The organism is Rhizobium sp. ZW T2_16 (assembly GCF_044987325.1).
Lineage (GTDB): Bacteria > Pseudomonadota > Alphaproteobacteria > Rhizobiales > Rhizobiaceae > Neorhizobium > Neorhizobium cellulosilyticum.
Window position 1 is genome coordinate 1 of sequence record NZ_JBJDRG010000054.1, and the last position, 2,316, is coordinate 2,316.

The 2,316-nt window shown below is 53.8% G+C and carries 1 rRNA gene; it reads right to left on the bottom strand.

The features are described 5' to 3' along the window. Positions 1–2,316: ribosomal RNA gene (locus tag ACI3K0_RS30645) — 23S ribosomal RNA — on the bottom strand; the annotation flags it as partial.

Sequence of the window (2,316 nt, forward strand, 5' to 3'; positions counted from 1 at the left end):
CCACGGCCCTGATAGGGAATACTCGTTTTCAGGTGGGTTTCCCGCTTAGATGCCTTCAGCGGTTATCCCTTCCATATATAGCTACCCTGCTATGCCGTTGGCACGACAACAGGTCCACCAGAGATATGTCCATCCCGGTCCTCTCGTACTAGGGACAGATCCTGTCAATATTCCTACACCCACGGCAGATAGGGACCGAACTGTCTCACGACGTTCTGAACCCAGCTCACGTACCGCTTTAATTGGCGAACAGCCAAACCCTTGGGACCTGCTCCAGCCCCAGGATGCGATGAGCCGACATCGAGGTGCCAAACAACCCCGTCGATATGGACTCTTGGGGGTCATCAGCCTGTTATCCCCGGCGTACCTTTTATCCGTTGAGCGATGGCCCTTCCACGCGGGACCACCGGATCACTATGACCGACTTTCGTCTCTGCTCGACTTGTCAGTCTCGCAGTCAGGCGGGCTTATGCCATTGCACTCGACGACCGATTTCCGACCGGTCTGAGCCCACCATCGCGCGCCTCCGTTACTCTTTCGGAGGCGACCGCCCCAGTCAAACTACCCACCATACACTGTCCCGGATCCGGATAACGGACCGCGGTTAGACATCCATGACGATAAGGGTGGTATTTCAAGGATGGCTCCACGAAGACTGGCGTCCCCGCTTCAAAGCCTACCACCTATCCTACACATGCCGACACGAATGCCAGTGTAAAGCTATAGTAAAGGTGCACGGGGTCTTTCCGTCTAACCGCAGGAACCCCGCATCTTCACGGGGAATTCAATTTCACTGAGTCTATGCTGGAGACAGCGGGGAAGTCGTTACGCCATTCGTGCAGGTCGGAACTTACCCGACAAGGAATTTCGCTACCTTAGGACCGTTATAGTTACGGCCGCCGTTTACTGGGGCTTCGATTCAGAGCTTGCACCCCTCCTCTTAACCTTCCAGCACCGGGCAGGCGTCAGACCCTATACGTCGTCTTTCGACTTCGCAGAGCCCTGTGTTTTTGATAAACAGTCGCTACCCCCTGGTCTGTGCCACCCCAATCCACTTGCGTAAAAAGGGGTCACGCTTCTTCCGAAGTTACGCGTGCAATTTGCCGAGTTCCTTCAGCATAGTTCTCTCAAGCGCCTTGGTATACTCTACCTGACCACCTGTGTCGGTTTCGGGTACGGTCTATACGGTGGAGCTATTTCCTGGAACCGCTTCCCCGCCCAGACAATCCAATAAGTCTGAACAAGTTACGCAATCCGTCACTACCACCAGGCCCACGAATATTAACGTGGTTCCCATCACCTACGCATTTCTGCCTCGGCTTAGGGGCCGGCTAACCCTGCTCAGATTAACTTTAAGCAGGAACCCTTGGTCTTTCGGCGAGGGGGTCTCTCACCCCCTTTGTCGTTACTCATGTCAACATTCGCACTTCCGATATCTCCAGGGGTCCTCACGGATCCCCCTTCACAGACTTACGGAACGCTCCGCTACCACATACACGTTAAGTGCATATCCTCAGCTTCGGTGCATGGCTTTAGCCCCGTTACATTTTCGGCGCAAAGACCCTTATTTAGACCAGTGAGCTGTTACGCTTTCTTTAAATGATGGCTGCTTCTAAGCCAACATCCTGGTTGTTTTGGGATCCTCACATCCTTTCCCACTTAGCCATGACTTGGGGACCTTAGCTGGAGGTCAGGGTTGTTGCCCTCTTCACGACGGACGTTAGCACCCGCCGTGTGTCTGCCGAGTAGTACTCCCAGGTATTCGGAGTTTGGTTAGGATCAGTAAGACGGTGAGTCCCCATAGCCCATCCAGTGCTCTACCCCCTGGGGTATTCGCTCGACGCTCTACCTAAATAGATTTCGCGGAGAACCAGCTATCTCCGAGTTTGATTGGCCTTTCACCCCTAGCCACAAGTCATCCCAATCTATTGCAACAGATGCGGGTTCGGCCCTCCAGTTGGTGTTACCCAACCTTCAGCCTGCTCATGGCTAGATCACTCGGTTTCGGGTCTAATGCAACTAACTGAACGCCCTGTTCAGACTCGCTTTCGCTGCGCCTACACCTACCGGCTTAAGCTTGCTAGTTACACTAAGTCGTTGACCCATTATACAAAAGGTACGCCGTCAGGCTTGCGCCCTCCGACTGCTTGTAGGCATCCGGTTTCAGGTTCTATTTCACTCCCCTTGTCGGGGTGCTTTTCACCTTTCCCTCACGGTACTTGTTCGCTATCGGTCATGCACGAGTACTTAGGCTTGGAGAGTGGTCTCCCCATGTTCAGACAGGATTTCACGTGTCCCGCCCTACTCAAGGACAAT